General features: G+C 72.4%; 23 protein-coding genes and 1 tRNA gene. 5 read left to right on the plus strand and 19 right to left on the minus strand.

Features of this window, described 5'->3' with window-relative positions; translation table 11 throughout:
- Positions 1–89: 89 nt before the first annotated feature.
- From ACWER9_RS21780 to ACWER9_RS21800, 5 genes are all read right to left on the minus strand, one after another.
- Positions 90–1,268: a bifunctional RNase H/acid phosphatase gene (locus ACWER9_RS21780; RefSeq protein ID WP_452303579.1), complete on the minus strand. Its 1,179-nt coding sequence runs from the start codon at positions 1,266–1,268 to the stop codon at positions 90–92.
- Between the two features lie 3 nt (positions 1,269–1,271).
- Positions 1,272–2,009, minus strand: a complete 738-nt coding sequence (locus tag ACWER9_RS21785; protein WP_452303580.1) for a zinc ribbon domain-containing protein — start codon at positions 2,007–2,009, stop codon at positions 1,272–1,274.
- Positions 1,999–2,871 (minus strand): Nif3-like dinuclear metal center hexameric protein, encoded by an 873-nt coding sequence (locus ACWER9_RS21790; RefSeq protein WP_452303581.1) that lies wholly within the window; start codon positions 2,869–2,871, stop codon positions 1,999–2,001. The genes ACWER9_RS21785 and ACWER9_RS21790 overlap by 11 nt, the downstream gene beginning before the upstream one ends.
- A gap of 83 nt (positions 2,872–2,954) precedes the next feature.
- Entirely contained in the window at positions 2,955–3,527 is a 573-nt protein-coding gene (locus ACWER9_RS21795) for a flavoprotein (RefSeq protein ID WP_452303582.1), read from the minus strand.
- Between the two features lie 16 nt (positions 3,528–3,543).
- Positions 3,544–4,773: a helix-turn-helix domain-containing protein gene (locus ACWER9_RS21800; RefSeq protein WP_452303583.1), complete on the minus strand. Its 1,230-nt coding sequence runs from the start codon at positions 4,771–4,773 to the stop codon at positions 3,544–3,546.
- Between the two features lie 248 nt (positions 4,774–5,021).
- Here ACWER9_RS21800 and ACWER9_RS21805 point away from each other — a divergent pair, with 248 nt between their 5' ends.
- On the plus strand, positions 5,022–5,693 hold the full coding sequence (locus tag ACWER9_RS21805; protein ID WP_452303584.1) for a bifunctional DNA primase/polymerase: 672 nt from the start codon (positions 5,022–5,024) through the stop codon (positions 5,691–5,693).
- A 434-nt stretch (positions 5,694–6,127) separates the two neighbouring features.
- Here ACWER9_RS21805 and ACWER9_RS21810 read toward each other — a convergent pair whose 3' ends face one another.
- Genes ACWER9_RS21810 through ACWER9_RS21830 form a run of 5 tightly spaced genes read right to left on the minus strand, consistent with a single transcriptional unit; the run spans position 6,128 to position 12,402 of the window.
- Positions 6,128–6,850: an FAD:protein FMN transferase gene (locus ACWER9_RS21810; RefSeq protein ID WP_452303620.1), complete on the minus strand. Its 723-nt coding sequence runs from the start codon at positions 6,848–6,850 to the stop codon at positions 6,128–6,130.
- Positions 6,851–6,899: 49 nt separating this feature from the next.
- Positions 6,900–7,502 (minus strand): FMN-binding protein, encoded by a 603-nt coding sequence (locus tag ACWER9_RS21815; protein WP_452303585.1) that lies wholly within the window; start codon positions 7,500–7,502, stop codon positions 6,900–6,902.
- Positions 7,503–7,514: 12 nt separating this feature from the next.
- Complete coding sequence (locus ACWER9_RS21820) at positions 7,515–8,933, minus strand: ferredoxin reductase family protein (protein WP_452303586.1); 1,419 nt, start codon at positions 8,931–8,933, stop codon at positions 7,515–7,517.
- On the minus strand, positions 8,930–10,312 hold the full coding sequence (locus ACWER9_RS21825) for a DUF1501 domain-containing protein (RefSeq protein WP_238671470.1): 1,383 nt from the start codon (positions 10,310–10,312) through the stop codon (positions 8,930–8,932). Before ACWER9_RS21825 ends, ACWER9_RS21820 begins: the two co-directional genes overlap by 4 nt.
- An 8-nt stretch (positions 10,313–10,320) precedes the next feature.
- Positions 10,321–12,402 carry a DUF1800 family protein gene (locus tag ACWER9_RS21830; RefSeq protein ID WP_452303587.1) on the minus strand — a complete coding sequence of 694 codons (2,082 nt, stop codon included), beginning with the start codon at positions 12,400–12,402 and terminating at the stop codon, positions 10,321–10,323.
- Positions 12,403–12,834: 432 nt separating this feature from the next.
- Here ACWER9_RS21830 and ACWER9_RS21835 point away from each other — a divergent pair, with 432 nt between their 5' ends.
- Positions 12,835–13,092 (plus strand): DUF3040 domain-containing protein, encoded by a 258-nt coding sequence (locus ACWER9_RS21835; protein ID WP_452303588.1) that lies wholly within the window; start codon positions 12,835–12,837, stop codon positions 13,090–13,092.
- Between the two features lie 25 nt (positions 13,093–13,117).
- On the opposite strand, the gene ACWER9_RS21840 is transcribed toward ACWER9_RS21835, so the two are convergent.
- From ACWER9_RS21840 to ACWER9_RS21850, 3 genes are all read right to left on the minus strand, one after another.
- Entirely contained in the window at positions 13,118–14,035 is a 918-nt protein-coding gene (locus tag ACWER9_RS21840) for an SWIM zinc finger family protein (RefSeq protein ID WP_452303589.1), read from the minus strand.
- A gap of 67 nt (positions 14,036–14,102) precedes the next feature.
- Positions 14,103–17,390: an SNF2-related protein gene (locus ACWER9_RS21845; protein ID WP_452303590.1), complete on the minus strand. Its 3,288-nt coding sequence runs from the start codon at positions 17,388–17,390 to the stop codon at positions 14,103–14,105.
- A 168-nt stretch (positions 17,391–17,558) separates the two neighbouring features.
- Positions 17,559–18,077, minus strand: a complete 519-nt coding sequence (locus ACWER9_RS21850; protein WP_452303591.1) for a DinB family protein — start codon at positions 18,075–18,077, stop codon at positions 17,559–17,561.
- 82 nt (positions 18,078–18,159) lie between these two features.
- On the opposite strand from ACWER9_RS21850, the gene ACWER9_RS21855 reads away from it, so the two are divergent.
- On the plus strand, positions 18,160–18,366 hold the full coding sequence (locus tag ACWER9_RS21855) for a hypothetical protein (RefSeq protein ID WP_452303592.1): 207 nt from the start codon (positions 18,160–18,162) through the stop codon (positions 18,364–18,366).
- A gap of 8 nt (positions 18,367–18,374) precedes the next feature.
- Here ACWER9_RS21855 and ACWER9_RS21860 read toward each other — a convergent pair whose 3' ends face one another.
- A complete protein-coding gene (locus ACWER9_RS21860; RefSeq protein WP_452303593.1) occupies positions 18,375–19,517 on the minus strand; it encodes a polysaccharide pyruvyl transferase family protein in 1,143 nt (380 codons plus the stop codon).
- Between the two features lie 94 nt (positions 19,518–19,611).
- Positions 19,612–20,070 (minus strand): GNAT family N-acetyltransferase, encoded by a 459-nt coding sequence (locus tag ACWER9_RS21865; protein ID WP_452303594.1) that lies wholly within the window; start codon positions 20,068–20,070, stop codon positions 19,612–19,614.
- A 144-nt stretch (positions 20,071–20,214) separates the two neighbouring features.
- On the opposite strand from ACWER9_RS21865, the gene ACWER9_RS21870 reads away from it, so the two are divergent.
- Both ACWER9_RS21870 and ACWER9_RS21875 read left to right on the plus strand, forming a co-directional pair.
- Positions 20,215–21,411 carry a glycosyltransferase gene (locus tag ACWER9_RS21870; protein ID WP_452303595.1) on the plus strand — a complete coding sequence of 399 codons (1,197 nt, stop codon included), beginning with the start codon at positions 20,215–20,217 and terminating at the stop codon, positions 21,409–21,411.
- Positions 21,408–22,022: a Pr6Pr family membrane protein gene (locus tag ACWER9_RS21875; protein WP_452303596.1), complete on the plus strand. Its 615-nt coding sequence runs from the start codon at positions 21,408–21,410 to the stop codon at positions 22,020–22,022. Before ACWER9_RS21870 ends, ACWER9_RS21875 begins: the two co-directional genes overlap by 4 nt.
- A gap of 12 nt (positions 22,023–22,034) precedes the next feature.
- Here the strand turns inward: ACWER9_RS21875 and ACWER9_RS21880 are convergent, their stop codons facing one another.
- The 4 genes from ACWER9_RS21880 to ACWER9_RS21895 form a co-directional block, all read right to left on the minus strand.
- Positions 22,035–22,664 (minus strand): HAD-IA family hydrolase, encoded by a 630-nt coding sequence (locus tag ACWER9_RS21880; RefSeq protein WP_452303597.1) that lies wholly within the window; start codon positions 22,662–22,664, stop codon positions 22,035–22,037.
- A 359-nt stretch (positions 22,665–23,023) separates the two neighbouring features.
- A tRNA-Val gene (locus tag ACWER9_RS21885) sits at positions 23,024–23,098 on the minus strand.
- Positions 23,099–23,174: 76 nt separating this feature from the next.
- Entirely contained in the window at positions 23,175–23,639 is a 465-nt protein-coding gene (locus ACWER9_RS21890) for a peroxiredoxin (RefSeq protein ID WP_452303598.1), read from the minus strand.
- 111 nt (positions 23,640–23,750) lie between these two features.
- Positions 23,751–24,188, minus strand: a complete 438-nt coding sequence (locus ACWER9_RS21895; RefSeq protein ID WP_030330240.1) for a DUF3052 domain-containing protein — start codon at positions 24,186–24,188, stop codon at positions 23,751–23,753.
- Positions 24,189–24,290 lie beyond the last annotated feature (102 nt).

The raw sequence follows: 24,290 nt of genomic DNA on the forward strand, positions 1-24,290 counted from the left end.
GTAATAGAAGGACCGAGGTTCAGGTGACGTGAGCCGGGCTATTGCCGACTGACGCTGGTTGGCAGGCCACCGGCCGAAGGGTGTTTGGCTCAGAGCTTGGCGAGGTGGGCGGTGTCGTTGACCGTCCGCACGGCCACACCGCCGTCGGGCCACATGTCGAGCACCGAGATGCCGGCCGCGTCCAGGAAGAGCCGGTGCAGGAAGCCATCGCCGGCCGCCAGGGCGTCGCGCAGCACCAGCTTGATCGGCGAGACGTGCGAGACGACCACCACGGTCTCACCGGGGTACGCGGTGAGCAGCCCACCGACGACGCGGTGCGCGCGCTCGGCGACCTGGGTGAACGACTCCCCGCCCGGCGGCGCGATCCGGGGTGAGGCGAGCCAGGCGTCCATCTCCCCCGGCCACCCCTCGCGCACCTCGGCGAAGGTACGCCCCTCCCACTGGCCGAAGTCGCACTCGATCAGGTCGTCCTCGGTACGCACCGGCACGTCGCCGAGCGCGCCGGCGATCGACGCCGCGGTGGCCGTACACCGGGACAACGGTGAGCTGAGCACGGCCGCGACGGACGGGGCCAGCTCAGCCACCCGGGCGGCCGTGGCCTGCACCTGGGCGCGGCCACGCTCGGAGAGCGGCACGTCGCCGCGCCCGGAGTAGCGCCGCTGCTCGGTGTACGGGGTCTCGCCGTGCCGGACCAGGATCAGCCGGGTGGCGGTGAAGGTCGGCCGGGGCTCCCAGGAGGCCGGCGCGGTCGCCGGGTCGCTGCCGGTAGCGGGCTGCCCAGCGGCAGTCGGCGCAAGGCGGCCGGGGGCAGCAGTCGGCGCCTGACGGTCGGGGGCGGCGGTCGCCGGGGGACGACCGGCGGCGGCGTCCATGGCGGCGTTGGCGAGGGCGTCGGCGTGCCGGTTCTGCTCGCGCGGGATCCAGCTGAACCGGACCGCGGTGAACCGGCCCACAAGCGCGGCGGCCTGGGCGGCGAGGGGACGCAGGCCGGGGTGCTTGATCTGCCACCGGCCGCACATCTGCTCGACCACCAGCTTGGAGTCCATCCGGACGTCCACCTCGGCGGCGCCAAGCTCGGCGGCGGCGGTCAGCCCGGCGATCAGGCCCTGGTACTCGGCGACGTTGTTGGTGGTGGTGCCGAGCGACTCGGAGCGCTCGGCGAGCACCTCGCCGGTCTCCGGGTCGAGCACCACCGCGCCGTAGCCGGCGGGGCCGGGGTTGCCCCGGGACCCACCGTCGGCCTCGACGGAGACGACGCGCGGCGCCACGACCTACAGGCCCGACTCGTTGGTGCGGACCATGATGCGCCGGCAGTCCTCGCAGCGGACCACGTCGTCGGGGGCTGCCTTACGGATCCGGGCCAGGTCGGCGCCGGACAGCTCCAGGCGGCACCCGCCGCAGCGGCCCGCGGTGAGCAGCGCGGCACCCAACCCGGTGTCCTCGCGGATCTTGTCGTAGAGGTTGACCAGATCGCTCGGGAGGTCGGCGGCGAGCGGCTGACGGGCGCCCCGCTTGAACTCCTCCTCCTTGGCGATCTCGGCAAGCGCGTCGTCGCGGCGCTGCTCGGTCGCGGCCCGCTTGTCCCGCGCCTCGGCCAGCCGCGCCTCCACACCGTCGAGGACGCCCTGCGCGGTCTCCCGCTGCTCCATCAGCTCCAACTCGGCGTCCTCCAGGTCGCCCTGGCGCCGCTTCAGCGAGACCAACTCGTGCTGGAGCGCCTCCAGCTCCCGGGCCGGCCCAGTGCCGGCGGCCAGCCGGTTCTCGTCCTTCTCCTTGCGGGCCCGGACCTGCTCGACGTCCTTCTCCAACCGGGCGATGTCCCGGTCCAGGTCGTCGACCGCCACCTGGGCGCGAACCCGTTCGTCCTCCATCGACGACAGCTCGCGGGCCAGCGACTCCAGCTCGGCCCGCTCGGGCAGCGAGCGCCGACGGTGGGCGAGCTGGGCGAGGTTGGTGTCGATCGCCTGGAGGTCGAGCAGGCGGCGCTGCACCTGAGGGTCAGCCTTCACGGTCGGGCTCCTTGTCGTCCACAACTGGTGCGGCGGCGTGCACGGTCCACGGGTCGGTGTCCAGGTCGGACACCAGCGTCTCGACGCCGAGCGCCTCCCGGAGGAAGGCGGCCAGGTCGTCCAGCCACGGTCGTTCGGTCGCCCAGTGGGCGGCGTCGATCAGAGCGGGACCATCGGCGGCGAGGTGCTCGCCGGCCGGGTGGTGCCGCAGGTCGGCGGTGAGGAACGCGTCCACCCCGGCGGCGGTCGCGGCGCCGAGGAAGCTGTCCCCCGACCCGCCGCTGACGGCGAGGGTACGAACCATACGCCCGGGATCCCCCGCCGCGCGAACTCCCCAGGACGTGACGGGGAGCACGGCGGCGGCGTGCCGGGTCAACTCGTCGAGGGTCATCGGCTGGGGCAGCTCGCCGATCCGGCCGAACCCCCGGTCGTCACCGTGCGCGGGCGAGCCGGGCGCGGGCCGCTGGAGCGGGCGTAGGTCGGTGAGCCCGAAGCGGGCGGCGAGGGCGTCCGAGACGCCCGGGGAGGCCACGTCGGCGTTGGTGTGCGCCGCGTAGAGCGCCACGCCGGCCCGGATCATCCGGTGGATGATCCGGCCCTTGAAGGTCGTCGCGGCGACCGACGACACGCCACGTAGCAGCAGTGGGTGATGCGAGACGATCATGTCCGCGTCGGCGGCGAGGGCTTCGTCGACCGTCTCGGGCACCACGTCGACCACGCAGAGCACCCGGCGGACCGGGGCGGTGGGCTCGCCGAGCACCAGGCCGACCCGGTCCCACTCCTCCGCCCAGACCGGCGGAAAGCGCCGTTCCAGCTCGGCCACCACGTCGCTCACCGTGGGGGCTGACCCGCTTGTGCTCATGGCGGGCCAGCTTACCGGCGCGGAGGCTACCGGGCGGTGACACCCGGCCCGGCCGCGTCGGTCAGGGAGAACCGCCGGGTGCGCTAGGCGGCGTTCCAGGAGACCGTCTGCAGCGCGACCAACGGCATCGCCCAGGGGAAGGCGTGCAGGTGCTGTTCCCCCGTCCCGGGCGGGTGCAGAGCGATCACGTCGTCGCCGAAGAGCACCGTGACGCCCCACTCGGCCAACCGGGCCACCCCGGCACGGAACGCCGGGTGGCAGGCCATCGCCTCGTTGGTGTACGGCACCGCGACGATGGGGACGCCCTTGCCCTGGGCCTCGACAAGCAGCCCGAGCGCCAGGGTGTCGGTTATCCCGGCTGCCCACTTGTTGACCGTGTTGACGGTGGCCGGGCAGACGATCATGGCGTCGGCGGGCGGCAGCACGTCCGGGTCACCGGGATTCTTGTAGTGCGTCCGCACCGGGTGGCCGGTCTGCCGGATCAGGGCCGACTGGTCGACGAACTTCGCGCCGTCCGGCGTGGTGACCACGCAGACGTCCCAACCGTCCCGTTGGGCGAGGTCGACCAGCCGACCGACGTGCCGTGCCAGCGGCGAACCGCAGGCGATGACGTAGAGCACCTCCCGGTGCCCGCTGTTGCGCGCTGCACCGGCCATCAGACCGGCTCCGCGCTCATACCCCTACTCCCATGTGCTCAGCCAACTCCGCTACCGGAGAAGGCGGCGCACCACGTGTGCGACGGAGGATGTCGGACATCACCTCGTGCGCGATCGGCCGGCAGCGGATCTCGGACGGGGCGAGCCGATCACCGAGCAGCAGCATCTCGCCGGCGTTCGCCACGTCGCCTATCTGCGCGTACCCGCGGGCGATGTCGAGCAGGTGGTGGGCGCGGCGCTCGGGCAGCAGCGCGTTGAAGGCGGGCTCCTTGATGCGCAGCTGGTGCACCTCCACGGCCCGCCCCCCGTCGCCCAGCTCCACCGCCGCGGCGGCCCGGTGCAGTTCGACGTTGGTCGGGCCGAACGACGTCCAGTAGTGGTTGTGGTCGCCGCCGAGCAGGGTGGCTGCCTCCTGGGCACAGTTGATCAGGTCGTCGACGCTTGCCTGGTCGCCGATGCGGGACGCGGCCATCGCGCCCTGCAGCAGCAGCATCCCGTAGACGGAGAGGCGGGCCGGGGAGACCGTGTTGCCGCCACCCGGTGCCAGCCTGTTGGCGATCTGCACGTTCAGCTCCAACGCCGGACGGGCCCGCCCCATCGCGACCAGGGCGTTGCACACCCGGGTGGTGGCGATCCCGGCCAGCAGCGGGTCGTCGGCCCGCTGCGCCACCGCCATCGACCGGTCGGCGGCCAACCAGGCGAGCTCGCACTCGCCGAGCTTACGCAGCACCGAGGAGGCGATCTGGTAGACCTGGCCGAGCAGGTGGGCCGCCTCGGCGGCCTGGTCACCGCCGTAGGCGGCGTCGGCCGCCTGGGCGTCGCGCAGGAGCTTGGGCAGGGCCCGGGTGAGCATCCCGTAGCGGCCGTACTGGTAGGTGAGCCAGGCATGGTTGACGGCCTTGCGCATGTCGTCCATCGGCGGCGGGAACGGCACCGCGTCGAAGTAGGCGCTCATCGAGTCGTAGCGTTCAAGCGCCGCCCGGATCTCCTGCACCTCGATCTGGTCGATGCAGTTGAGGGCGTCGGCGCGGCGCTCCGGATCCTTGCCCATCAGCAGTTGCACGTCCATCTGGAGGATGTCGGCGATCTCGTAGAGGACGGAGAACTTGTCCAACCGGCGGACGCCGCGTTCGACCTTGTCGACCCAACTCTTGGACTTGCCGAGCCGGTCCGCGAAGACCTGCTGCGACATCTTGCGCCGCCCCCGCCAGTAGGCCACTCGCCGTCCTATGGGTAGCTCGTCCATCTCCCCATCCTCCCCTGCCACCGACGACCGATCGAGTTGCGGCGATGTCCGCGGGTGCGGCGACTGCCGTTCATGTTCAGGTTTCGGCTGGTCGCACAGGATGTGCGTCAGCCGTACAGCTGGTCCTCGTACTTTTCGTGCAAGTTGCACGGGCCGTTCGTCAACCTCAACGATCGTGGGTTACGGCAGTGACGGTGCTCGACATGCGACCTGGCGAATGCCGGGCCCGACGAGAGGATTTGGCACACATGTGGGGGAATGTCGGACCGCGCGTTGCCGAACTGTCGCCGCTGGAAAGGGTCCGGCTGCGCCGGGTCGCCATCCGGTACGCCGTACACGGCTGGGAGGTGACCCCCGGCGCGTGCCTGGCCCGCAGCCGCTTCGTGTGCGGCCGGGCCGGCTGCCCCACAGTGGGCTGTCACCCCGCCCTGGAGAACTGGGAACTCGCCGCAAGCGCCGACCCGGCCCGGGTGGCGACCTGGTGGCGGAGCCGACCACACGGGGTGCTGCTGCCCACCGGCCGGGCCTTCGACGTGCTGGAGGTGCCCGCCCACCTCGGCCGGCACGTGCTCGACGCGGTGCAGACCCACCCGGCCGGCACCGGCGTACGCGGGCCGGTGCTCATCACGCCCACCGGGCGGTGGATGTTCCTGGTCCGCCCCGGTGACCCGCTCCGACCCGAGCTGGAGCACTGCTTCCACGTGGTCCGGCACGGGCCCGGCTCGTGGATTCCCGCACCGCCCACCCGACTGCCGGAGGGCACCGTCCGCTGGGCGGTCGCACCGGAGCAGGCCCGCTGGCAACTACCGGACTCGTACCTCGTGCAGAACACGTTGATCGGGGCGCTACGGGCCGCCGGGGTGACACTCGCCCCCGACCTGCTCCCCGGTCACCTGCCGCTGCCCCGACGAGGCATGTGACACCGCCCGACCGACGATTCGATCCGGTGCCCGACAGCGTCGCCGGGACGCCGGTCCTCGTTGACAGGAGAAGAGCGCCACCGCGCGCCACGAACGGGGGACCGATGTCCAGCAACGACAGAGCGCCTCACCCCGGCGGCACCGAGCCGCCCCGGCGCAGCCACCCACGACACCGCTGGGCCGGCACCCGACCCGCCGGCTCCCGCCCCGGCCGCCCACGCCCCACCGGCTCCCGCCCAGCCGGCACCCACCGCCCCCTCCGCTAACCCCGCCCCGCTCCCCGCTCCCCGCCCCCGCCCCGCTCCCCGCTCCGCCCCGCTCCCGCCCCGCGATCTTGCACTTTCTGTCCCGACAAACTCCACGCAACGGGACGAAGAGGCATCCGAAACTGCAAGATCGCGGGCGCGAGGGGCGCGGGCGCGAGGGGCGCGGGGTCAGTTGGTCAGGGGGAGGTTTGTGGAGTGGTGTTGGCGGGCGTTGTCGGTTATCGCCGCGTGGGTGTGGTCGTCCAGGCGGGCCAGCCAGTTCAGGCCGGGGGTGCCCATGGCGAGGGCGGCGGTGGCGTACGCGTCGGCCACCCCGAGGTCGGTGCCGACCACGGTCACCGAGCGCAGCCCGCGTGCCGGCGCGCCTCTGCGGGGGTCCAGCACGTGCCGGCCGCGCTCGTACACACCGGACGTGGCTACCGCCAGGTCGGTCCCGGTGAGCACCAGGCAGGCGGCCATCGCGTCCCACGGGTGCCGGATGCCGATGCGCCACGGCTCCCGCGACGGTGAGAGGCCCCGCACCCGTACGTCGCCGCCGGCGTTCACGCAGTGGTTGACGGCTCCGGCGGCGACGAGACGGTCCGAGGCGACCTGAGCGGCCCAGCCCTTCACGAAGCCGGACGGGTCGAGCCGACCTGTGGCGTACGCGTCGAAGAACCCGTCGGTGGCGCCCCACAGGTCGGCGCAGGTCTCCAGCACGTACCGCAGGTCCGTGGACGCCTCGGAGAGCAGCACCTCGCCACGGTCGAAGCGGCACACCTCACTGTCGGGCCGGTAGGTGCTGAACCGCGCGTCCACCTCACGCATCCAGGCGAAGACGTCGTCGGCCAGCTCGCGCAGGGTCGCCGGGGGCAGGTCGTCGGCGAGGTCCAGGGTGATCGCCGTACCCATGATCTGCTCGACCCGGCACAGCCCGGGTCGGCTCAGCGTGGCCCGCACGTCAGAACGCCTGCTCGATGGCGGACCGCAGCGACTGCTTGTAGGAGTTGCTGGTCTCGGTGGCCCCGGAGACGGTGTTGAGGTTGGCGTTCTGCTTCTTCACCACCTCGCCGCCGCCGCCGTCGTAGCGGTTGCGGACGTCGCCGCTGTGGATGTCGGACTCACCTCCGCTTGGCAGCGACAGGGCGACGGCCTCGACGATCCGGTTACCCGAGACGACGATCTGGACCTGCACGTACCCGTACTCGTTCTCGAAGCCGTTGCCGGTGACCCGGCGGGTGGTCGACTGGGGTGCCTTGGTGGTGGTCCGCGGAGCGCTGGGGGCCTTCGTCGTCTTGGTGCCCGATGGACGGGCGGTGCTCTTGCCGGGCTTGGGTGACGTCGACGGCCCGGCGCTCGCCGACGCGGTCGGCGTGCCGCCCGCCGGCTCGGTGTCCGGCGCGCCGGGGGCGGCGCCGGGATCGGTGCCCGGCCCGGAGGGGTCGACAGGTTGGGTGGTGGGCAGGTTCTGGGCGACCTGGGTGGGGGCCGGTGAGCCCTTGAACACCACAAGCGCTGTGGTGCTGGCGGCCAGGCCGGTGATCGCGAGGAGCGCGCGACGCATGGAATGCCTTCCCTACAGCTCGAACGTGGCCAGGTGGATCTGCCGCCGGGGCACGCCGGCCCGCCGCAGTGCCCGCACCGACTGTTCCACCAACCCGGGCGGCCCGCACAGGTAGACGTCGCGCCGGGCCACGTCGGGCACGAGTTGACGCAGCCCGTCCGGGCTCATGAGCTGGCGGGGGCCGGGGTCGTCGCGGGAGCCGATGACGTACCAGACGGCGGTGTCGCGCTCCTGGGCCAGCCAGTCCAACTCGCGGCTGAGCAGCACGTCGGCCGGGGTGCGGGCCCGGTAGATCAGCGCGGCGCCCGGCGGTAGCTCCTCGAGCATCGCCCGGATCGGCGTGATGCCGCTGCCGCCGGCGATCAGCAGCGCCCGTTCCCGGAGCCGGTGCGCGGCGGTGAAGGTGCCCGACGGGCCTTCGGCCCAGACCCGGGTCCCGGCCTCCAGGTCGCGCAGGTCCGCGGTGTGGGTGCCGACGATCTTGACGGTGATCCGCAGCCAGCGGCCGTTGCCGGCGGCGGAGACGGAGAACGGGTGCGACTGCCACCAGCAGCCCCGGGTGAGGAACCGCCAGCGGAAGTGCTGGCCGCCGAGCATCACCAGCCGGCCGAGCCGCTCGCCGGTGAGGTAGATGGAGATGGTGTCGGTGCTCTCGGCGACCACGTCGGCGACCCGCAGCCGGTAGCGCAGGTTGAACGCCAGCGGCGCGATCACCCGACCCCAGAGCAGCGCGGCGACCACCAGCAGGTAGAGCGCGATCCAGCCGGTGCGCACCGGGCCGGGCTTGTAGAGCTGCGCGCCGTGGGTGAACTGGTGGCCGTAGCCGAGCAGCAGGATCAGGTAGCTGGACAGGTGCAGCGCGTGCCACAGCTCGTAGGGCAGCGCCCGCCGGATCGCCCGGACGCTTGTGAACCCGACGAGCACCATGATGCCGGTGGCGGCGAACGCCGAGAGCATGTCCTCGTACTCGCCGAGCAACGTGCCGACCTCGGCGAGGATCGACTGGTTACGCAGGTCCGCGTAGCCGACCAGGATCAGCGACATGTGCGCCAGCACGGTAACGAGCAGGGTGGCGCCGATGTCCCGGTGCCAGCGGGCCATGTGCTCGCCGCCGATCCACCGCTCCAGCACCGGCAGCCGGCTCATCATCAGCACCTGCACCAGCAGCAGGTAGCCGGCGACCAGGCCGGTGATCCGGCCGGCCGCGGTGACGGTGGCCGCGGTGGTGCGCAGCGACCCGGCGGGGGTGCCCAGCCACCAGGGCAGCACGCTGACGAGCAGGCCGACCAGGAGCAGCACGCCCAGCAGCCGTCGGCCGCCGGGTCCGCGCCGGGCCGGGATCTGCGGGGGTACGGGTACCGCCGACCGGCCGCCGTGCCGGGACGAGGTCCCGGTACGACGGCCGGCGGCGTGGGTGTGCGAATACGTCACGCGTACAGCTTCATCGGGGCGTACTTCTGGCGGGGGAAGACCTTGTCGACCTCCGCGTTGGTGAGCCCGAACCGGCCCTGCGCCACCGCGCCGTAGACGTTGAACATGTTGTTGTACTCCGGCACGTCACCGGAGTCCAGCTTGTCCAGACCGTTCCAGGTGCCGAGCAGCGAACCGGCGAGCTTCTTGCCGGACAGCAGGGTGACCACGCCACCGTGCCCGTGGTCGGTGCCGTTGTTGTTGGAGCCGACCCGACGCCCGAACTCGCTGGACACCATGATCGTCACGTCGGCGGCCTTCGGGCCGAGGTCGGTGAAGAAGGCGGCCATCGCGTTGGCCAGCTCGTTCAGCCGTCGGTGCAGTTGGCCGCCCTCGCGGGTGCCCTGGTTCTCGTGGGTGTCGTAGCCGCCCATGCCGACGGTGGCGACCCGGACGTTGGCGCCGCCCTTGATCAGCTGGGCGAGTTGCTGGAACGCGTTGCCGACGCCCTCGTACTTGACGCCCTCGGCGGGCTGGTACGGCTTGGCGGCGAGCTTCTGCGCGGTGGCGAGCGCGCCCATGCCCTCCTGCACGGCTTCCTCGACCGGGTGGTTGATCCCGGTGAAGAGCCCCTTGATGGCCTTCTCGGTCGCGGCCCGGAACCGCTCGTCGCCGTTGAGCCGCAGGGAGCCGACGTTGTTCAGGGACAGTGCGCCGTTGTTGCCGACGAGCGAGCGGGGCAGCGTGCTGCCGATGCCGACGCTGCGGAACGCGGTGCCCTTGCCCAGGTTGTCGACCAGACCGTCGAGCCAACCCCGACCGCCGGTCTCGTTGGGCAGCCCGCCCAGGTTGCAGGCGTCGGCCGCCTGGAAGTGGCTGCGGGACAGCCGCTCGTCGGAGACCGCCGGGATGAAGCCCAGCTGACCGGCGGTGAGCCACTTCTCCAGCGGCTTGAACGCGCTCGTCAGCTTGAAGCCGCGGCCCAGGGCCAGCGAGTCGTTGCCGAGCAGCAGGTCGGGCCGGGCCTTGTTGAGCACCGCGTCGTTGTCCGGCGCGATCAGGCTCAGACCGTCCAGCCCGCCGTAGAGGAAGACGTGGATCAGGGTGCCGGTCTTGGTCGCCGCGAACGACGCCGAGGTGGTGACGAACTGGGCGGTGGCTAGCGCGGTGGCGGTGGCCGCGGCACCGGCGACGAAGGTCCGCCGGGTCACGCCGCGACCGTCCTGCTGGGCCTCCTCCAGGTCCTCCAGGGTGCGGTACCTGTCGAACTCGGCGGCGTTCTCGGCGGCGACGATGTCCGCCTCGGCGCGCAGCAGGGCCTCGGCCGGGTTGTCGGCCAGCCGCCGCACGTCGGGGCATTCGGGGTGCAGGGGGAAAGAGTTGTACACAGTCTTCTCCATCGGGTGCCTCACCGGAGGTGGTGCTGGGGGGAAGCGAGGATCGCCCGCGCGACGGCGGTGATGGCCCCGTTGAACGTGGCGTCGACCTTGGCGGTCGCCGCCACACCGGCCACGCCGAGGATGAGGTTCTTCTCCCGCGTGCTCAACTTCTGGCCCACCAGCCGCTGGGAGAGCGCGTCCACGTACGCCCCGGCCGTCGCCGGTGGCTTGGCGACAAGCTTCTCCGCCGCCGTGTACGTGAAGGTGGTGCGGTAGCCGGCGAGGATCTCGCCCGCCTCGTTCCAACCGTTGACCATGGTGCCGGCCGAGGTCCAGGCGACGTAGACGTCCGGGTAGCCGTCCGGGGTCGGGTGACCCATCGGGGACTGGCCCAGCTCCCGCATCTTGTCGTGGATCTGGCGCAGCCCCCGGGCGTACGCGGTGCGCTTGCTGTCGCCGTTGTTGTGCTTCGGCGACGCCTCCGGCGAGACGCCCAGGGTGCGGTACGTGGCGACGAGGTACTCCATCGGCCGGCGCACCTTCTGCCCCACACCGGCCCAGAACTCCGAGGAGCAGAAGAGCGTCATCAGGACCGGCTTGATCATGCCCTTGTTCGTGGTGTACGTCTTGGCCAGCCGGTCCACCAGGGACTTCGGCGGGGTGTCCGAGACGAACCGGGTGGCCAGGCTCTGCGCCACGTACTTCGCGGTCGACGGGTGCGTCGCGATGTAGGTGATGTACGCGTCGATCGCCGCTTCGGCCTTCTTCGGGTCGGACGAGTTGTTCGGGTGGGTGAAACCGAGGATCTTCACCTTGCCGACGTAGTGCTGCTCGGGGCGGAAGACGTACTTGCCCTTGTCGTCGACGCCGCGGCCGGTCTGCAACATGGCGGCCTGCCGGACGTCCGGCTCCTTGTATCCGCCGTCGACGCCGACCGAGTAGAGCTCGAGGTTCTCCCGGGCGAGGTTCTCGTTGATCGCGTCCTTGCGGGAGTCCTTCTGGTTCAGGTAGATCAGCAGCGCCGGGTGCTTGTTCGCGGCGACGAGCATCTCCGGGTAGCTGCCCAGGGCGTGCTTGCGAATGACGTCCTGGTCGAAGGAGTTGCGGAACGACTCGCCGCCGTCGAAGTCCGCGGCGACGTGCAGGAAGTCGTTCCAGAAGTCGACCATGACCTCGAACAGTTGACGCTTGGACCAGATCTGCCGGGCGATGGTGGCGTCCACCATCTCCCGCTCCGGCTGGGCGTCCTGCTCGTTGAGCTTGTCCCGCTGGTCGCGCAACTGCTGCACGGAGAGCTTCTGGGTCGGCAGCTCGGCGAGCTTCAGCTCACCCTTGCTCGGCTCCAACTTCTCCGGGTCGAGCTGGGCGCGGATCCAGGCGTCCATGCCCTCGCGCTTGATGTCGGCGACGACTGCGGGCGTCACGCCGAAGGTGGCGCGCCGGGCCAGGTGCAGGATCGGGTCCTTGGCCAGCACCGTCTTCACGGTCACCTTGGTCGCCGCCGCGGCCGCGGCCGGGCCGGAGAAGCTCCGCCCACCGGCCGGCGCGTTCTTCTTCAGCGCCTCACCGGCCCGCGAGCCCATGTAGCTCTCGTTCTGCTCGGTGTAGGTACGCACCGTGCTGGGCTGCTGGCCGCTGGGCCGCGCCGCGGTGCCGTCGGTCACCGTGCTGCCGGTCGCGTCGCCGGCCGCCGCCTCGTCGCCGAAGAGGCCACGGATCTGCGGGGTCATGGCGAGCGCCGCGCCACCGGCGACGACGGCGGCGGTGCCACCGAGGGCCACCATCGCCTTACGTCGACCGACCTTGCGACCCGGCTCGTCGTCATCGTCGATGGTGGGCAGTCCGGTGCCGGCCGGGCGCGCCGGGGCCGGGCGGCCGAGGCCCTCCGGGCCGACCCACTGCGGACCGCGCGGGGCGGGCGCGGGCTGCCCGGCGTACTGCTCGCGCGGGTCGGCCTGCGCGGCGTAGCCGCCCTGGTAGGGGTGGGGCGAGTCGTAGCCGTAGGGCGCCGGCGTGTGGGGGTCGCCGTAGCCGTCCGCGCTGGGGTTCTGGCGTCCGTCCCAACCGCGGTCGTCCCGCGGTCGACGTGGTGGCACATTCTGGTCGGCCATGTACCAATCCCGATTTCTGATGAGCGCCGAAGACTGCTGCCGGGCAGGTGCGGCAGGTGCGGCGACTGTTGCCTGAGGGGGTTGCTACGGCAAGGTAACCAAGCCCCCAGGGCCCTTCAAGGTGGGCGGAACACCCCCGTGAGGGCACTTAAGACAGCGTTCAGTGCCAGCTCGGCGGCGGGCGGTCGGCTGGGCCTGCCCGCAGACCTTCCCAGCAGGGCGTACGCGCGGCACCCGGGGACGGATGGGACCACGCCCCCGTACGCGACGCTTTCGGCGGCGTTCACCACCAAAGGCAAACTTAAGGTGGGAGTAAGCCGGACATGAAGCGCGCTCGCGTGGCGGGAAAAGTAGCAGCAGCGGGTGAGCGTGAGCCGCCACCGTTGCGGGTATGCCGCCGAACCGCTGAACGCGTGAGGGGAAGGCAGCGCCATGCTCAGCAAAGAGGATCAGCGCAGATTCGACCAGATCACCCGTCAGCTCCGCGAGAGTGACCCGGCCTTCTTCAAGCGGCTGGATCACCGGGTCCGGGCCCGCCGAGGCCGCTACCTGATGTTGTTGACCATCGTGCTGTGGGCGTCGCTGCCGGCGATAGCCGTCTTCGCCGGTCGGATGACCGGAGCGATCTGCGCGGTGGTGCTGGTGGTCAATGCCGCGATCATGTGGCGGTTCCGCCGCCGCTGGACGTGACGGCTCGACCGCTCGACGTGACCGCTCACCTGTCGGTCGGACCGAACGCCCGGTACGCGCGGCGCAACCGTTCGAGCAGTCCCGGCCCACCGATGGCCGGGGCCGGCGCTCCGAGCTGGCGCAGCAGCAGGTCGGTGCCGGTCACCAGTCGGGGCGGCCGATCCGGCAACGGCACCGGCGCCGACCAGAACCGGTCCGCCGCTTCCGCGAGAGGCGTCGCGGACAGGCCGGCGAGCGCACGGGCGGCACCGACCGGCGCAGCGATGTCCACCACCGACGCCGCACCGTCCGGTTCGGACGGTGGTTCGACAGACGGCGGCGGTGGGGTGGCCCCGGTGGTGGCCGCGCGCCGGGCGCGGAGTTCGTCGAGCAACTCCGCACGGGACCGACCGCGCCAGTGCAGCAGCTCGAACGGGTCCGCGTCGAACGCCTCGGCCAGCAGGTAGAACGTCGCCGCGAGGTGCTTGCACGGCACCGCGAAGTCGGGGCAGTTGCAGCGCTGGGTCAGCTCGTCCACACCGGCCGGGAAGAGCGGCGCGCCGGCGGCGGCGAACAGCTCCTCCAACTCGTCGGGGAGGTCCCCGGCGAGCAGTCGGGCGCTGAAGAACGCCTGCCCGGCCAGCTCGTCCTCGATCCGGGACCAGAGCGCGGCCGGGAACGGCTTCAGCGCGATCGACACCTGGTACGGCTTCGGCCGGGAGCCCTGCACGACGGCGCTGACCCGCCCGGGTGCGATGTCGAGGGTGAGCACCTGGCCGGCCCGCGCGTACGACCGGCCCCGGGTCAACCGGGTGCCGAGCGCGAACGACTCCAGCACCTCCAGGAACCGCCGCGACCACCAGGACCTGCCGATCGCGCCCCGGGCGCTGCGCGCTCGCAGACCCCCGTCGACCCGACGGGGACGCCCGTAGTCGGCGAACCGGTCGGTGCGCTGGTCGCTCACGACGGCACTCCGCTGCGCTCCGTGCCGACGTGAGGCACCACGCGGCTGTGCCAGATGGTTCGCTCGCTCACTCCACCACCGCCCCGGCCTCCAGGGCGAACAGGTCCCGCAACTGGCCGGTGGACAGCTCGGTGATCCACTGCTCACCCGTGCCGACGACCCGCTCGGCGAGGCTGCGCTTGTCGGCGATCAGCGCGGCCACCTTCTCCTCGACCGTGCCGGCGCAGACGAACTTGCGGACCTGCACCCGTCGACGCTGCCCGATCCGGAACGCCCGGTCGGTGGCCTGGTCCTCGACCGCCGGGTTCCACCACCGGTCCACATGCACCACGTGGTTCGCGGCGGTCAGGGTCAGCCCGGTGCCGCCAGCCTTGAGGGACAGGACGAACAGCGGCGGACCCTCCGCCGACTGGAAGCGCTGCACCAGGGCGTCCCGCTCGGCCTTGCCGAGGCCGCCGTGCAGGAACAGCACCTCCCGACCGAAGCGCGCCGACAGGTGACCGCGCAGCATCGCACCGAACTCGGCGTACTGGGTGAAGAGCAGCGCCCGCTCCCCCGCCGCCAGCACCTCCTCCAGGATCTCGGTGAGCCGGGCCAGCTTGCCGGAGCGGCCCTCCAACGGTGAGCCGTCGCGCAGCAACTGGGCGGGATGGTTGCAGACCTGCTTGAGCCGGGTCATGGTGGCCAACACCAGGCCGCGTCGCTCGATGCCGTCGCTTGTCTCGATCCGGGCGAGCATGTCGTCGACCACCACCCGGTACAGCGCGGCCTGCTCGGCGGTGAGGTTGCAGAGCACCTCCATCTCCAGCTTCTCCGGCAGGTCCGAGATGATCGACGAGTCGGTCTTGAGCCGGCGCAACACGAACGGGCCGGTGATCCGGCGCAGCCGCTCGGCGGCCTCCGCGTCGCCGTGCCGCTCGATCGGCTCGGCGAACCGCTTGCGGAACGTCGCGGCCGGCCCGAGCAGACCCGGGTTGGCGAACTGCATGATCGACCAGAGGTCGGCGAGGCGGTTCTCCACAGGCGTACCGGTCACCGCCACCCGCTGCCGGGCGGGCAGCGCGCGAACCGCCTCGGCCTGCCGCGTCGACGCGTTCTTGATCGCCTGCGCCTCGTCCACCACCACCCGGTGCCAGTCGATGCCGGCCAGGTCGGCGGCGTCGCGGGCGGCCACCGAGTAGGTGGTGAGGACCAGGTCCGCGCCGTGCGCGGCCGCGGTGAAGTCCGCCCCCCGAGCCCGCTCCGCACCATGGTGTACGTGCACCCGCAGCTGCGGCGTGAACCGTGCCGCCTCCCGCTGCCAGTTGCCGACGAGCGACATCGGACAGACCAGCAGGGTCGGCCCGGCCTCCGGTGGGTCCCCGGCGAGCAGCGCGAGCAGTTGCACCGTCTTGCCCAGCCCCATGTCGTCGGCGAGCACACCGCCCAGGCCCAGCGAACGAAGGAAGGCCAACCAGGCCAGCCCGCGCTGCTGGTACGGCCGCAGCGTCCCGGTGAAACCCGGCGGCGGTTCCAGCGGGGCGAGCCGCCGCTCGACCGAGCCGGCGAGCAGATCACCGAGCGCCCCGTCGGCGGTCACCTCAAGCACCGGCAGCGCGCCGGTGGCCTCACCGTCGGCCAGACCGAGGCGGAGCAGGTCGGCGACGCTCAACTCGCCCGTGGAGCGGAGCAGGCGCAGGCCGGCGGCGAGCCGCCCCGGGTCCAGCTCGACCCACCGGCCGCGGAGCCGCACCAGCGGGGTCTTCATCTCGGCGAGCGCCGCCATCTCCTCGGCGGTCAGCGGATGGTCGCCGAGCGCGATCTCCCAGCGGTAGTCGACAAGGGCGTCCAGACCGACACCGGCATCGGTGCCGCCCACCGTGCCGGGCGCGGTGCGGCTGCGGGCCCGCAACCGGGCGCCCAGTCGCGCCGACGGCCGCTGCCACCAGGACGGCAGTAGCACCCCGAAACCCGCAGCGTGCAGCACCGGGGCGCCCGCACTGAGGAATCGGTGGGCACCCTCGACGTCCAGCTCCATCACCTCCGGTGCCGCGGTACGCAGCGCGGCGTCCAGGTCCGGCCAGAGGCGGCTGGCCCGGCCCAGCTCGGCGAGGAGTGTCTCCTGCGGACTTGTCGTACGGCCGGCCAGGCCGCCGAGCGTCTGCGGCGCGCGCCAGACCTCTCCGGCGTCGACGTGCAGGCCGGGCTCGTCGGCGGCCTGCAACCCGAACTCCAGCCGCCAGCGCCCGCCACCTGTCGACTCGACCGGCACCGGCGCGCTGTCGGCGGGCACGGCCCGGGTGGCCAGGATCGGTTCGGTGACCTCGTCGGGGGCCGGTTCGACAAGCCGGAAACTGGCCCGCACCGGGCCACCGGCGGCGTCGCGCTGCCAGGCGTCCAGTTCGGAGGAGAGGGTGGCCAGCCCGACCGGGTCGATGGTGAAGTCCCGTTGTGGGCCGGCGAGCGCGGCCAACCAGGCCGGTGCCGGGCCACCCGGGCGCAGCCCCCGGGCCAGGGTGGTGGTTGCAAGCGCGGCCCGCGCGGCGGCGTCGGTGAGCGCGTCGAGCGCATCCGCGACCAGCTCGGCCGCGCTCAGCTCGCGAGGGCCCGAACCGGTGGCCGTGGCGGCCCCGGTGGGTGGCGAACCAGCGGCGGCTGGGGACGCCGACAGCGGGGCAGCGGGGGCCCGACCAGGGAGGGCGGCGGGCGCCGACAGCGCGGCGCTGGCCGGCGAACCAGCACCGGCGCTGGGCACCGACAGGATGGCGGCGCGGGCAGCGGGTGGCAGGGCCAGCGCCAGCGACCGCGCCCAGGCGGCGTCGGTGCCGGTCAGCAACGGACGCCAGACCGCCTGAGCGGACACCGACACGGCATCGTCCGACGCGGTGACGTCACCAGTCGTCGTGTGGACGCCGGGGAGGGTGCGGCCACGGGTCACCAGATCGGCGGCGAAGTCGGCAAGTTCGGCGAGGTGTCGCAGGGTGGCCCCGGGTGCCGCCGGGATGTCGTCCAGGGAGTGCAGCAGCGGCAGGGCGGCGTCCGGGGCGTACACCAGGGTGGGGACCCGCCACCCGGCCAGGGTGAGCCGGCCGCGGGCCATGGGTGCGACGGTGGTCCGGATCAGCTCGGGTGAGTCGGTCGGTGCGCCGGCCAGGGTGGGCAGGGTGAGCAGCGCGGTGTCCAGCCGGGTCGGCTCGGCGGCCTCGGCCAGGAGCGCGGCCAGGTCGGTGTGCCCGGCGGCGAAGGGGTGCGGGCGTTCCCGGGCCGGCCGGCCCGAACGCGGCGCGGGGAGAGGTGCGGCGCTGTCCTCGGCCCAGACGGCGAGGCCGCCGGTAGAGCTGCCGCCGGGCAACCACAGCCCGTGGATGACCAGCACCTGCTCCCCCTAGTCGCCGCCCGCCCCCAGGATAGGCGGCCCGCCCGGCGAGGCCCGCGCACCCGCCGCCACCCCTGCGCGATCTTGCAGTTTGTGGTGACGTTCTGTAACGAGTGCACCTTTTGTCACCGCAGAAAATGCAAGATCGGCGGGATGGTGCGGGAGCCCTCAGATCGCGCCGCACTCGCCGTCGGTCAGCTCGCGCAGGATGTCGGCGTGACCCACGTGCCGGGCCGTCTCCTCGATCATGTGCACCAGAATCCAGCGCACCGACACCTCGCCGAGCTGCGGGTGCGGCACCACGTGGTCGAGGTCGACGCTCGCGGCGACCTCGCGGGACCGGGCACAGGCCCGCTCGTACGCCTCGACGAGCCCCACGATGGTCTCCTGCTCGCCGAGCGCGAAGCTGGCAAGCGCGTCCTCCTCCGAGGTCAGGTAGACGTCGCCGGGCTCGGGGGCCAACAGGGTCGGGAACCAGTTCCGCTCGACCATGGTCAGGTGCTTGACCAGGCCGACAAGTGTGGTCGCCGAGGGCACCAGGCGGCGGCGTGCATCGGCGTCGGAGAGGCCCCGCAGCTTGCGCAGCAGCACGCCCCGGTGGAAGTCGAGGAACGAGGTCAGGACGGCACGTTCGTCGCCGGTGCGGGCGAGCAGCGGCGCGGGCGTCGGATCGATCGTCTGCTCCATCCGCCGACCCTAGTCACGGGACGGATCCCCCGCTGCCCCGCTATCCGCTGCGGGCCGGCGCTGTGACGGGCAGGATGGGCGCATGGCTTCATCCGTGCAGATCCTTCTCGTCGGCGGCACGGCGGACGGGCAGACCATCACCGTCGAACTGGACAGCAACGGCCGCCCACCGCTGACCCACCACCACCTCGGGTCCGGCGGCCTGGCCGACGCGCAGATCTACGAGTTGGAGACCGCCCGCGAGGAGTCCCGCGACTGGCGCTACCGATGGACCGGCCCGGCGGTGTGACAGCCCACTCAGACCCGGGTGAGGGTCTGGCTGCGCAGGCTCTCCAACACGCCGCGGGTGACCTCCGAGGTGCCCCGCGCCTGGTCGCACACCTCCGCCACCCGACGTGCGGTGGCCTCGGCGCGTTGCTCACGCTCGTCCCAGAGTCGGTCGACCTCCGCCAGCAACGGCCCCTCGACCTCCCGCTCCACGCCGCGTAGCGCCGGCACACCGAGCCGTTGGGCCAGGTCGAAGACCTTACCGGCGTACGGCAGGGGCAGGAACGGCGTACCGACCATCGCCGCGAAGATCAGGAAGTGCAGGCGCATCCCGACGGCCAGGTCGAAGTGGCGCATCAGCCCGAGCACCTGCTGAGGCGAGTACGTGCCGTGCAGGATCCGACCCCGGTCGGCCGCGACCATGTGCGACAGCACCCCGTGGGCGTGCCGGATGTCGTCGCGCTCCATCGGCACGAACAGCACACACGCGTCGATCCGGTGCACCAGGAAGTCACCGATCTGGGCCAGCAACCGGTGGTAGCCGTCCACGTCGAGGCGTTCTGCGGCCCGGCCCGGCTCCCGCACGCTGATCCCGACCAGCCGCTGACCGACCGGCACACCCTCCTCGGCCAGCAGGTGGGCCGGGAACTCCTCGGGTTGCAGGAGGAACGCCGGGTCGGCGGTGACGGTGATGGGGTTGAGCAACCCGGCCTCCTCGAGCACCATCCGGGACTCCTGGTCCCGGACGGTCACCTGGGTCGCGCTGGAGAGGGTCTCCCGCACCATGCCGGTGTCCACCGCCTCGCTGAGCGGCCCCACCCCCACCGCGTACGTGATCAGCGGCAGGCCCCGCTCCTGGGCGACCCGGACGACTCGTAGGTAACGGCGGGCCTCCCGGTCGTAGAGGATGCCGCCACCGCCCAGGATGAGCAGGTCGAGCTGGGCCAGGACCAGGGCCGAGTCGGTCCGGCTCACGCCCTCCCACGGCACCGCCTCGACGTGCGGGTGGGCGGCCCGGGTGTGCTCCGGGTTCCGCGAGAAGACGATGATCCGGGCGTTCGGTTCCTGCGTGCGAAGATCGGTGAGCAGGCCGGTGAGGATCGCCTCGTCACCGAGGTTTCGCCCACCGTACGAGCCGAGCACACCGATGGTCAGTCCGGCGCCGTGCGTCATCCGTCGCTCCTCCCCAGGTGCGGTCCGCGCCGGTTTCCCGCTCGGCAGGTGAACAGTCCTGCCGAGGGGACCGTCCCGCCGTCGTCGCCGCCGGTCAGCTCGCCGGGGTCAGTGGCTTCGCCATCTGCTGCGAGGTGACCTCGAAGCCCAGACTGCGGTAGAGGCCGATCGCCACGGTGTTCGTACCGAAGACGTTCAGCCCCAGCTCGGCTACGCCGTGGTGGGCGAGTTCGACCTCGATGAGCTGGATCATCCGCCGGGCGTACCCGTGTCCCCGGTGTTCCTCGTGCACCTCGATGTTGTGGATCCACGCCTGGTTCGGGGCGGTGGCCGTCGGCAGCGTCACCCAGATCCAGCCGACCTCGGTGTCACCGACCCGCGCCACTCGCAGCAGCGCCCTCTCGGTGGCCGCGCCCGCCGGGAGCGACTCCCGGATCTGGTCGACCGACCGCTCGAGTGCCGCCTCCGGAGTCATCCCCCGGTGGGCCACCAGATCCTCGGCGTACCCCTGCTCCAGTGGCCCCCGCAGGCTGGCAAGTTCCTCAGCCGTCATCGGCGTCAACGTCAACTCCACGGCGTCCTCCCCTTCGTCGTCGCAAGCGGGTAGTGCAGCAGAACCGACCCCGAGGGTGCCACCCGGGACCCGCGCCCTTGCGGGCGCGACAGCGGGGGTGCGCGGCCCGGCGATGATGGCGACGTGCGCATCGCCCACGTCAGCGACAGCCACCTCGACAACCCGGAGGGGGTGGCGACCTCGGTCGGCACCACGGTGGCGCTGCTGCGCGCCGCCGGGCACCGGGTCGTGCTGCACTGCCCGGGCCCGCTGCTGCGGCGTCGCCGCAGGCCGGGTGAGGTGCCCTCGCTGGCGATGCCGACCCGGCCGTACCGGCTGGCTCTGCCCCGGCTACCGAGCGCGTCGGCGGACGTGGTGCACGTGCACACCACCGGCCCGCTCGGCGTCGCCGGCCTGCGGTGGGCCGCCGCGCGGGGCGTACCGACCGTGCTGACCTGGCACACCGACCTGATCGCGTACGCGGCGCACTACCCGGAGATCCCAGTCGGGGCCGCGTACGCGGGTCTGCGGCTGGGCCTGCGGTGGCGCGTGCGGGACCTGTGGGCGCTCGGCCGCCCCGGCCCGGACCGACAGGCCCGCCTGGCGGAACTCGGGCGGTGCCTGCTGGCGCACACGAGTTTCCTGGTCGCGCCGTCGGCGAAGACCGCGACGATGATGGCGGCGATGGCCGGGCGTACCCCGATCGTGGTCCTGCCGACCCCGGCCGCCGCGCCGCACGCGGACACCGACGACCGGCGGCGGCTGCGGGCCCGGCTGGGCATCGAGACGGATGCGCCGGTGCTGCTCGCGGTGGGCCGCGCCACGCCGGAGAAGAACCCGGAGCTGCTGCTGGCCGCGTTCGCCGAGGTCCGCCGGGCGTTGCCGGCGGCCCACCTGGTGCTGCTCGGGGCCCGCCGGCACCGGATCGCGATCCGCCGGATGGCCCAGCGGTACGGGGTCACCGGCGCGCTGCACCTGCTGCGCCCGGTCCCGCACGACCGGGTGGGTGCCCACTACCGGGCGGCGGACGTGCTCGCCTTCACCTCCATCACCGACACCCAGGGGCTGGTGCTCTCCGAGGCCGAGGCGTACGGACTACCGGTGGCCATGGTGGACACCACGCTGGTCGAGCGGCCCGGCACCGGGACCACCCGACCTGTCGCCGAACCCACCCCGGCGGCGTTCGGCGCGTTGCTGACCCGGCTGCTGACCGAACGGGAGCTGCGCGCTGGCGTGGTCCGCGACGGTCAAGCGTCGGTGACTGCCTGGTCCGGGGAGCGCTACCTGGCCGAGTTGGTCAGGCTGTACGCGACACTGACCCCAGCGGAGGCGACGCCGTGACGGCGGAACCGGGCCGGGACGTTCGTCGGGTCCTCCGGGTGGGCACCGCGGCGGTGGTCGCCGTCGGGCTGGTCCTCGCCTTCGTGGCCGCCCGGGACGACCCCGTCGAGCTGCTCTGCTACTTCACCGTGCAGGTCAGCCTGGCCTACCTCGTGGTGTTGCTTGCCGGTGGCGGTGACGTGTTGCGCACCGCGCTCACCGTCTACCTCGTCGGCACCGCTCTGGTCTTCGTCCTGGTGCTGGCCAACCCGTGGAGCCGCTACGCCATGGTGGCGGACGCCGACGCCCGGGGAACGATCTCCGACGCCGGCAACCTGCTGCTGCACGTCGTGGCACCACCGCTTGCCGCTGCCCACTGGCTCAGCCACCGACCCCGGGCCGTGCTGCGCCCGGTCCACGCGGTCAGCCTGCTCGGCTATCCGCTGCTGTGGCTGACCGTGATCCTGGTCCGGGGCGCGCTCGACGGTGACGAAGACCGCTACCTCTACCCGTTCCTCGACGTGCCCCGACTCGGCTATCCCACAGTCGCCCTCAACGCCCTGCTCTTCGCCGCCAGCCTGCTCGTGATCGCCCTGACCGCCGTCCGCCTGACCCGCCGACCTGCACGGTGAGGCCGCCGCCGGTCAGGGTGCCGCGAGCGCCGCCTCCAACTGGCCCGCCAACTGCGCCAGGTCGTGCAGACGCAGGTCGCCGTCGAGCCCCTTCAGCGCGGCGGTCATCGCACCGGCCGCCCGCCCGGCCCGCAGGCCGACCTCGGCGTCCTCGACGACCAGGCACCGCGCCACGGGTACGCCCAGAAGCGCCGCGCCCCGCAGGTAGCCCTCCGGGTCCGGTTTGCCGACGCTGACGTCGTCGACCGTGACGAGCACCTGCGCCCTGACGCCGGCGGCACCGAGCCGAGCCTCGGCGAGCCGCGCGTCGGCGCTGGTCACCACCGCCCAGGGCAGACCCAGCCGGGCCAGCACGTCCAGCAGGTCGTGTGCCCCGGGGGTGGCCGTCACGTCGGACAGGTCGTCGTACTGCAACGCCAACTGCCGGGCTGCGGCGGCGGTGACCGCGCTGTCATCGAGCGCGGGCAGCAGCCGACGGATGGTCCGGTCGGCGGGGCTGCCATGTGCGATCGCCAGTGCCGCCGCCGGATCGACGGCGTACTCGGCCGCCCACCGCTCCCAGGCCCGCACCACGGCGGCGTCGGAGTCGACAAGGGTGCCGTCCATGTCGAACAGCACCGCACCAATGCCCGCCAGTCCCACGACACCACTCCCCTCGCCGGCCAGGCCGGACACCCTCCCCCACCCGCCATGATCCGCGCAACCTCGGTGATCCTGCTGCCTGCCCGGCCGTTGAGGCAGCAAGATCCGCGAAGTTGCGCGGATCATGGGGGACACCGACGCCAACCCGGCGGACGGACCGAACGCGACGGCAATCGCCGGGTTCACCGCCCTCGGCCGCTACGCTCGCCCGCCGTCCCTCGATTCGTGGCAGCTCAGCAGGTCGACACGCCGAGTGCTGCCCTGCTGAGCTGCCACGGATCGCCCGCACATGTCGTGCTGCCGCCCCAGCGCGGGCAACCTGGCGTCGGAGCAGCGAAGGCCGACAACTCGATCGGTGGTGGTGGGCGCGGCAGGTTTCGAACCTGCGACCCCCCGCTTGTAAGGCGGGTGCTCTCCCACTGAGCTACGCGCCCGGATCGCCCGTGTGGCGGGCCGGTGGCTGGCAAGCTTACCTGCCCGCCACCGACCCGGGCGCACGGCGTACCCCGGTCAGCTGGCCGCTTCGGCGAGGGCCTTGCGCCAGCTCTGCTGGTCGCGGGCCTCGCCCGGGCCGTTCATCTCGGCGAAGCGAACCACGCCGGTCTTGTCGATGACGAAGGTGCCCCGGTTGGCGAAGCCGGCCACCTCGTTGAACACCCCGTACGCCTGGGCGACGCCGCCGTGCGGCCAGAAGTCGGCAAGCATCGGGAACTGGTAGCCCTCACGGTCGGCCCAGACCTTGTGGCTGTAGGCCGAGTCGACGCTGACCGTCAGCACCTGGACGTCGTCGTTCACGTACTCGCCGAGGTTGTCCCGCACCTCGCTCAACTCGCCCTGGCAGGTGCCGGTGAAGGCGAGCGGGTAGAAGACCAGCAGCACGGTGCGCCTGCCCCGGAAGTCCGAGAGTCGGACCTCCTGGTTGTTCTGGTTCTTCAGCACGAAGTCCGGCGCTTCGGCGCCAACCTCGATGGGCATGCGAACTCTCCTCGCTGCTCGGCCTCGCCGACGACGGCGTCGGGGCGGGGGGACGGCACCAGCGTGCCACCCGGCGGTGGGCGGACCGTCGGGTGAGCGGAGCGGCGCTGGCTACTTCTTGGCCTTGGCCCCTCGACGCAGCACCAGACGTGCGCCGCTCCAGTCCCGACCGGCGTTGACGGTCGAGGTCTGCTGAAGGCCGGCGGTGGGCGCGGACTCCGCGACCTCGCTCGGCTCGACGTGCCCCTCGCGCCCCGCCTTCGGGGTGAGCAGCCACACGACACCGTTGTCGGCCAGCGGGCCGAGGGCATCGACGAGTAGCTCGAAGAGGTCGCCGTCGCCGTCCCGGTACCACACCAGCACCGCGTCGACCACCTCGTCGGTGTCCTCGTCGACCAGATCTCCACAGCGGTCGGTCAGGGCGTCTCGGAGATCCTGGTCGACGTCGTCGTCGTACCCCATCTCCATGACGACCATCCCCGGTTCGATCCCGAACCGGTCCGCCAGGCTGCGTACCCCGTCGGCGGCCTGACCAGCGGTCGCGCTCACTGTCGCGTGCCTCCTCATCTCGTCCCTGCTCGCGGCGTCGGTGCGACGCCGTCAGGCAAAGTCCACACACTTGTGGGTCTGCGCGCAAGTGGCGCACCGGGT

The organism is Micromonospora sp. NPDC003944 (assembly GCF_053605225.1).